Origin of the sequence: Streptomyces sp. YGL11-2, from assembly GCF_050054615.1 — a bacterium.
In the GTDB taxonomy this organism is placed as follows: Bacteria; Actinomycetota; Actinomycetes; order Streptomycetales; family Streptomycetaceae; genus Streptomyces.
On record NZ_JBNHIN010000007.1, the window covers coordinates 1 to 6761 of the forward strand.

Sequence of the window (6761 nt, forward strand, 5' to 3'; positions counted from 1 at the left end):
CCGAAAGCTCCGTCACCGCCACCAACGCCCACGGCACCCTGCGCGTCACCGAACTCACCCGCGGCACCACCAAGTTGGAAACTTCCCACGGCGCCATCGATATCGGCATCCGCGAAGGCACCGCCGCCTGGCTCGACGTCAGCTCCGACCACGGACAGGTACGCAACACGCTCGCCTCCTCCGAGGCCCCGCAGGAGACCGAGGACACCGTCAAGGTCCACGCCCGCACCCGCTACGGCAACATCGACATCCGCCGCGCCCGCCCCTGAACCCGCACCCGCCACCCCACCCACTCCCCAGGGGCACTCCCCGGCGGGCGGTGGATGTCGAGGGCGAGAAGCTCGACACCGCTACTGAATGGCACCACTATGGCGCCCCCGTACTGGCCCCAGGCCGGTACGGGGGCGTTTGCACGTGGCGTGCGTCTGGAAGCACGCCTAGGCGTACGTCCAGACGCAGCTTCAGACGCCTATCCAGACGCAAATCACTGCAGGTCAGGCGGGGCAGCGAGGCACCCGGCCAAGAGAATGGTGCCACCTTGGCTCGTCATGGTGCCATTAATGTGCCATCATGGTGACGCGAGCACGGCGCGACACGACATCGTGGAGTGCGTCAGACAGTCGCCAGGCATGCGTCAGGCATTCGCCAGACACGCGCCAGGCATGCGTCATTCCTGCACCATTCCTGCGCCACGGCCGTTCGGCCGCTTCCGTCCCCGTCCTCCGGGTTCGTCAGTCCCCCGGACTCCGTGAAGAAAGGCCCGCCCACCATGAACACCGCGACCCAGGTGTCCACCACCGCGCGAGCGGCCGCGATCTCCGCGAGCGGCCTGCGCAAGTCGTACGGCGACAAGGTGGTGCTCGACGGCATCGATCTGCGGATCCCCGAGGGCACGATCTTCGCTCTGCTCGGCCCCAACGGCGCCGGCAAGACCACCACCGTGGAGATCCTCTCCACGCTGATCGCCGCCGACTCCGGCCAGGCCCGGATCGCGGGCCTCGACGTGGCCTCCGACGCCGGCTCGGTGCGCCGCCTGATCGGCGTCACCGGTCAGTTCGCCGCCGTCGACGGGCTGTTGACCGCCGAGGAGAACCTGTTCCTCATGGCCGACCTGCACCACCTGGGCAAGCGCGAGGGCCGCCGCCGCGCCGCCGAGCTGCTGGAACGGTTCGAGTTGACCGAGGCGGCCCGCAAGAACGTCGCCACGTTCTCCGGCGGTATGCGCCGCAAGCTCGACCTGGCGATGACCCTGGTCGGCCGGCCGCGGATCATCTTCCTCGACGAGCCGACCACAGGCCTCGACCCGCGCAGCCGCCGCGTCATGTGGGAACTCATCCGGGACCTGGTGACGGACCAGGGCGTGACCGTCTTCCTCACCACGCAGTACCTGGAGGAGGCCGACCAACTCGCCGACCGCATCGCCGTGCTGGACCACGGCAGGCTGGTCGCCGAAGGCACCGCCGACGAGCTGAAGCGCCAGACACCGGGCGGCCATGTCCGCCTCCAGTTCGCCGACGAGGCCCATCTCGCCACGGCGGCCGGCGTCTTCGGCGTCGCCGCCCGCGACGACGAGTCGCTCAGCCTGCAGATCCCCAGTGACGGCACCCTGGCCCATCTCCGTGCCGTTCTCGACGCCCTCGACAGCACCGGCGCGCAGGCCGAGTCGCTCACCGTGCACACCCCCGACCTCGACGACGTCTTCCTCACCCTCACCGGCCAGCAGAACGCCCCCGCTCTCCCCAACTCGCAGAAGGAGTCGGCCCGATGAGTGCCGCGACCGCCACCGCACCGGCCACCCCCACCCGCTCGTACGCCCTGCGCGACTCCATGACGATGCTGCGCCGCAACCTCACGCACATGCGGCGCTACCCGTCGATGACGATCTCGATCGTCACGATGCCGATCCTGATGCTGCTGCTGTTCGTGTACGTCTTCGGCGGGGCGCTCGGCACCGGCATCGGGACGGGCGCCGACCGCGGCGACTACATCAACTACGTGGTCCCCGGCATCATCCTGATGTCCGCGACCTCCGGGGCCGTCGCGACCGCCGTGTCCGTCTGCACCGACATGACGGAAGGCATCATCAACCGCTTCCGTACGATGTCGATCTCACGCGGCTCCGTGCTCACCGGCCATGTCCTCGGCAGCGTCATCCAGGTCACGGCGGTCGTCGTCCTGGTCATGGGCGTCTCCCTCGCGATCGGCTTCCGGCCCGCCGCCTCACCCGTCGACTGGATCGCCGCGTTCGGTCTGCTGGTCTTCCTGGCCTTCGGTCTGGGCTGGCTCTCCGCCGCGATGGGCATGGGCGCCAGGACCGTCGAGTCCGCGTCCAACGCCCCGCTGCCGCTGACCTTCCTGCCCTTCCTCGGCAGCGCGGTCGTCACCCCGGACTCCATGCCGACCGGTCTGCGCTGGTTCGCCGAGTACCAGCCCTTCACGCCGATCAACGAGACCCTGCGCGGCCTGCTGCTCGGCACCCCGATCGGCAACCAGGGCTGGATCGCCCTGGCCTGGTGCACGGGCCTCAGCCTGGGCGGCTACCTGTGGTCGCGCGCCGTGTTCAACCGCGAGGTCACGCGCTGACCCCGAGCAGGGCGATGCGCAAGGGGCGGCTCCCGGAACACCCCGGGAGCCGCCCCTTCACGTGAGCCGGGGAAGCGCCGTGCCTGGGGGCAACTCCCAGCGGTGGCCGGGGGAGCGCCACAGCCCCGGCCATGACCCGTCGGACAGGCCCTAGAACTCCCCGTCCGGCGGGGTGCGGCCCAGGCGGGCCCGGTCTGCCGCGGCGGTGCCCTGGTGCCAGCCGGCCGCGTCGCGTACCCCGCGCAGGCGGACCGGGGCGGTGTCCGGGAAGAGGGTGCCGGTGGTCTCGTCGACGGCGAGGGCGCGGGCGGCGAGGGCCGGGAGGAGGCGGTCCGGCGCCGGGGACTCGGCGGACGCGGCGGCGGTGGCGGCTTCCGTGGCCGCGGCGAGCCGGGTGCGGATGCGGTCCGCGTAGGCGACGAGGAAGGTCTGGCGGAAGTCGCGGGTGCGCCGGGACCGGCCGCGGGCGTGGTGGTCGTCGCCCGCGCGGTTCATGGCGGAGGTGGCTTGAAGGAGCAGTGAGGTGTAGAGGAGTTCGGCGGCCTCCAGGTCGGGCGGGAAGCCGATGACGGTGGAGAAGCCGACCTCGGAGGCCCAGACGGCCTGGCAGCGGTTGGCCGCCGCGACGGCGTCGAGGAGCAGGGCCTTGGCCTGTTCGTAGGGTCCTTCGATGCCGATGCGGATCGCCGCGGGGCCGTCGGCGGGGCCTGCTCCCCGGGGGCCGCCGGCGCCGGCGAGCAGGGCCTCGTCGATGCTGTGACGGGCCATCAGTTCCTGGGCCTTGGCGGACAGCGCCTCTGCCTCCTCCGCGAAGGTGGTGGCCTCGGCCTTGGCCAGCAGGCCGCGGATCCGGCCCAGCGCGCGGGAGGCGGCGACGCTCCCTCCGTGGGCGCGCGCCGCGGACGCGGCGGAGGGGTGGGGCGGCGGCGGGAGCGGGGTGATACGGGGCAGCCGGGCGATCAGTCGCAGCACGGCCAGCACGTCGTACGCGGTCTCGAAGCGGGAGGTGCGCCGGCGGGCGGCCAGCGCGTCGAGGTAGCCGCGGTCGGCGTCCCACCAGACGCGCGCGCCGAGGCGGTCCAGCTGGGCCTGCCAGCGGGGGTCGTGCGGCGCGCCGGCCGCGGGACGGCGGGACTCCTCGGCGGCGACGGCGTCGACGGCCAGCGCCGCCAGTGTGGTGTCCGGGGCGTCCCGCCGGACCATCCGTTCCAGGTCCGCGGGCTGCCAGCCGCCCGCCCAGCACCGCCGTACGGCGTCCGCCGCGGCGGCGAGCAGGGCCCCGCTCACGGCCTCCCAGCCGGGCGCCGCGGCGGCCAGCACCGAGGCGCCCGCCTCCATGGCGTCCTCCGCGGCCGCCCCGTCCGCCGCGTAGCGGACCCGGCCGAGGACGTCGCCGACCAGTTCGGCGGCCGTGTCGGCGGGCGGGGTGGCGCGGGTGCCCCGGCCGTCGCGCCGGCTGCCTCTTGCGTGCTCGCTCACCCGGTCACTGTACGGAGGGCCCGGGGGCCGCGGGACGGCCGGTCAGCGGGGGCCCGCCGGGGGCGTTGGAAAGTTCGTCGGCCGCCTCGGAGGTGGCGTCGCCGTCCCCCGCGGCACTCGACGCCGCGATGGTGCGCAGCAGTTCGGGCACGTCCTCGACCGTCCCGTAGTGGTGCCGCAGGTCGTGCCACGGCTCGGACTCCAGCCCCGCCGGTGCCTCTGTCATGCCCTGCCCCCGTCGTTCCCGTTCCGGCCCACCCGCGGCTGCCGCCCGCCGGCCGCACACCGCGCGCCGCCCCGTACGCACAGCACGACGCCCGGCGCGCCGCGATCACGGCGACGCCGGGCGTCGGTCAGGTCAGGTCACCCCGCGGGGCGGCCGGTCAGACGGCGCTGCCCGCGACCCACTGCGCCCAGGACATGTTCCATCCGTTGAGCCCGTTGTCCGGCTGGATGGTCCGGTCCGGGGAGTTGATCACCTTGACGACGTCGCCGACCTGCGAGTTGTTGAAGAACCACGCGCCGTCGGTCGACTGGTCCTTGGCGCCCTGGACGTCCTGGAGGCCGATGCAGCCGTGGCTGGTGTTGACCTTGCCGAAGACGCCCTTGCCCCAGTAGTTGCCGTGGATGAAGGTGCCGGAGTTCGACAGCCGCATGGCGTGCGGGACGTCGGGGATGTCGTACTCGCCCTTGCCGTCCTTCTTGGTTAGGCCGACGGTCGCGCCGTTCATCCGGGTCTGCTGGTACTTCTCGGAGATGACCATCTGGCCGTTGTAGGTCGGGTGGTCCTTGTCGCCGGACGAGATCGGGACGGTCCGGAGCACCTTGCCGTCGCGCACCACGGTCATCATGTGCGTCTTGGTGTCGACGGTGCTGACCTGCGAGTGGCCGACGGTGAAGTCGACGGTCTTGTTCTGGACGCCACGGACGCCGGGGGACGCCTCGACGCCGTTCAGGCCGAGCTTCATGGTGACGTGGGAGTTCGGCTTCCAGTAGTCCTTCGGGCGGAAGTCCAGCCGCTTGTCGCCGAACCAGTGGCCGACGACCTGCTGGTTGCTGCTCGACACCACGCTGATCGCGGACTGGACGGCCGCGCGGTCCCTGACCGGCTTGTCGAAGTTGATCGACACCGGCATGCCGACGCCGACGGTCGAGCCGTCCTCCGGCGTGAAGTGCCCGATGAACATGTTCGCCGGGGACCCGGTGCTGAAGGTGGAGTTCGCCACGGCCTTACGGCCCTGGGAGTCCACGGCCTGCGCGGTGATCTTGTACGCGGTCGAGTGGGCCAGCGCCTGCTGGGGCCGCCAGGAGGTGCCGTCGGCGGACAGGGTGCCGGCGACCGTCCGGCCGCCGTTCACCGTGGCCATGGTCACGTCGGTGAGCTTGCCGCCACTGACCGTCACCTTGGTGCCGCCGGTCCCGACGTCGGTCGCGCCGTCCCCCGGCACGATGTCGATGTTCGCCTGCGAGGCTGCCTGGGAGGCCGCGTCGTCCACCTGCTGGGTGCTCTCGTGGTGGCCGGCGTTCGCGGCGTCACTGTGGTCTGCGGCGCTGCTGGTACCACCCGCGGCGACCGTGAGTACGCCCCCGAGCAGCGCGGCACTGGCTATCAGGCCCTTGCGGCGCTTGCTGTCCGTCATCACACGCTTCTCCATTGCTACAGATTGCGAAAAATCCCCGAGCGAGCCGCCAACTGAACGCAGGCATATCTGGACGCAGGCATTCCGGCCGACTCCCTGTGAACGCCTTTTCCGATTCGCCCGTTCCATCCCTGGGATGAATGTGGGGAAGGCCACTCAATGCGGCAAAAAGGCCAATATTCGGGAATTGCCGCAGATCGTGCCACACCCCCCGCCGTCCGGCCATGGCCGGCGTCACAGTCCCCGACCGCATAACGACGCTCCGCCCCCCACGTCATCGGCCCCCGTACGGCGGGGTGCCGTACGGGGGCCGTGGGGTGGTCGTCGCGTGGTCGCCGGGCGGTGGGTGCGCCGCCGCCGGCCGACGGGGGGACGGGGGCTGCGGTCGCCCGGTCAGCCCTCCCCGTCCGCGTCGTCGGCCAGATCCCACTCCGCCGCGTCCCACTCGGCGTCGGGGTCGTAGTCGGTCATCTCCTCGCTGCTCCAGGAAGCCTGCGCGAGCTCGGTTCCGGGCACTCTGGTGACCAGGTCGAAAGGATCGACGAGGTGGGCCAGCGCCTCCGCCGGATCGTCTCTCACCGTTTCCTCGGACTGCCGGCGCTCTTCTTCCGGGAGCGTCGGGTCGGCGTTGATGTGGTCGAGAGCGGCGCCGGTCAGCTGGTCGGCGTCGGTGATCTCCATGACCAGTTCGACGTGAAGCCGCACAAAACGTGATGTCTCACCATTGCTCATAGCACGGAGCGTAAGCACGTACGGGTCCCGACTTCCCCGCGACCCGCGGCGGTCACTAACATCTGAGGTCAACGGCCAATTCGCCGAACCCACAAGGGGGATAGCTTTCGTGACCGCACGACGACCACTACTGACCGCCGCTGCCGCGGGATCGGTGCTGCTCGCCCTGTGGTTCGTGCCGTCCGCCAACGCGATCGTGGGAGATGACGGAGCAACACATTCCGGTCTGCGGGCGGCCTCCGTACCGGCCGGTGCCGGCCAGGCGGAACTCTCCGGGACACCCGGCCGATCGGGTGCCGCGGACAGCCGGGCGGGCCAAAAGGGGGG

The 6761-nt window shown here is 71.5% G+C and carries 6 protein-coding genes and 2 pseudogenes; 4 read left to right on the top strand and 4 right to left on the bottom strand.

All coding sequences use genetic code 11. The annotated features are described in order from the left end of the window. The 3 genes and pseudogenes from ACO1BR_RS10330 to ACO1BR_RS10340 form a co-directional block, all read left to right on the top strand. Positions 1 to 269, top strand: a pseudogene (locus tag ACO1BR_RS10330) (DUF4097 family beta strand repeat-containing protein); the annotation flags it as partial. A gap of 500 nt (positions 270 to 769) precedes the next feature. Then, positions 770 to 1768, top strand: coding sequence for an ATP-binding cassette domain-containing protein (locus ACO1BR_RS10335; protein ID WP_426794730.1), 999 nt, complete (start codon positions 770 to 772; stop codon positions 1766 to 1768). Beyond that, positions 1765 to 2583 (top strand): ABC transporter permease, encoded by an 819-nt coding sequence (locus ACO1BR_RS10340; protein WP_426794731.1) that lies wholly within the window; start codon positions 1765 to 1767, stop codon positions 2581 to 2583. The genes ACO1BR_RS10335 and ACO1BR_RS10340 overlap by 4 nt, the downstream gene beginning before the upstream one ends. A gap of 150 nt (positions 2584 to 2733) precedes the next feature. On the opposite strand, the gene ACO1BR_RS10345 is transcribed toward ACO1BR_RS10340, so the two are convergent. The 4 genes from ACO1BR_RS10345 to ACO1BR_RS10360 form a co-directional block, all read right to left on the bottom strand. Continuing rightward, positions 2734 to 4062 (bottom strand): DUF2786 domain-containing protein, encoded by a 1329-nt coding sequence (locus ACO1BR_RS10345; protein WP_426794732.1) that lies wholly within the window; start codon positions 4060 to 4062, stop codon positions 2734 to 2736. Between the two features lie 4 nt (positions 4063 to 4066). Continuing rightward, entirely contained in the window at positions 4067 to 4288 is a 222-nt protein-coding gene (locus ACO1BR_RS10350) for a hypothetical protein (protein ID WP_426794733.1), read from the bottom strand. A 157-nt stretch (positions 4289 to 4445) separates the two neighbouring features. Continuing rightward, the gene (locus tag ACO1BR_RS10355) at positions 4446 to 5702 is read right to left on the bottom strand and encodes a L,D-transpeptidase (RefSeq protein ID WP_426794734.1); all 1257 of its coding nucleotides are present in this window, start codon (positions 5700 to 5702) and stop codon (positions 4446 to 4448) included. 393 nt (positions 5703 to 6095) lie between these two features. Continuing rightward, entirely contained in the window at positions 6096 to 6434 is a 339-nt protein-coding gene (locus tag ACO1BR_RS10360) for a hypothetical protein (protein WP_236573793.1), read from the bottom strand. 109 nt (positions 6435 to 6543) lie between these two features. Here ACO1BR_RS10360 and ACO1BR_RS10365 point away from each other — a divergent pair. Then, positions 6544 to 6761: pseudogene (locus ACO1BR_RS10365) on the top strand (hypothetical protein); the annotation flags it as partial.

Bases quoted from the DNA above. Each gene is read 5' to 3' on its own strand.
- ACO1BR_RS10335 (WP_426794730.1), top strand. From the start codon at position 770: ATGAACACCGCGACCCAGGTGTCCACCACCGCGCGAGCGGCCGCGATC.
- ACO1BR_RS10340 (WP_426794731.1), top strand. From the start codon at position 1,765: ATGAGTGCCGCGACCGCCACCGCACCGGCCACCCCCACCCGCTCGTAC.
- ACO1BR_RS10350 (WP_426794733.1), bottom strand. From the start codon at position 4,288: ATGACAGAGGCACCGGCGGGGCTGGAGTCCGAGCCGTGGCACGACCTG.
- ACO1BR_RS10355 (WP_426794734.1), bottom strand. From the start codon at position 5,702: ATGACGGACAGCAAGCGCCGCAAGGGCCTGATAGCCAGTGCCGCGCTG.
- ACO1BR_RS10360 (WP_236573793.1), bottom strand. From the start codon at position 6,434: ATGAGCAATGGTGAGACATCACGTTTTGTGCGGCTTCACGTCGAACTG.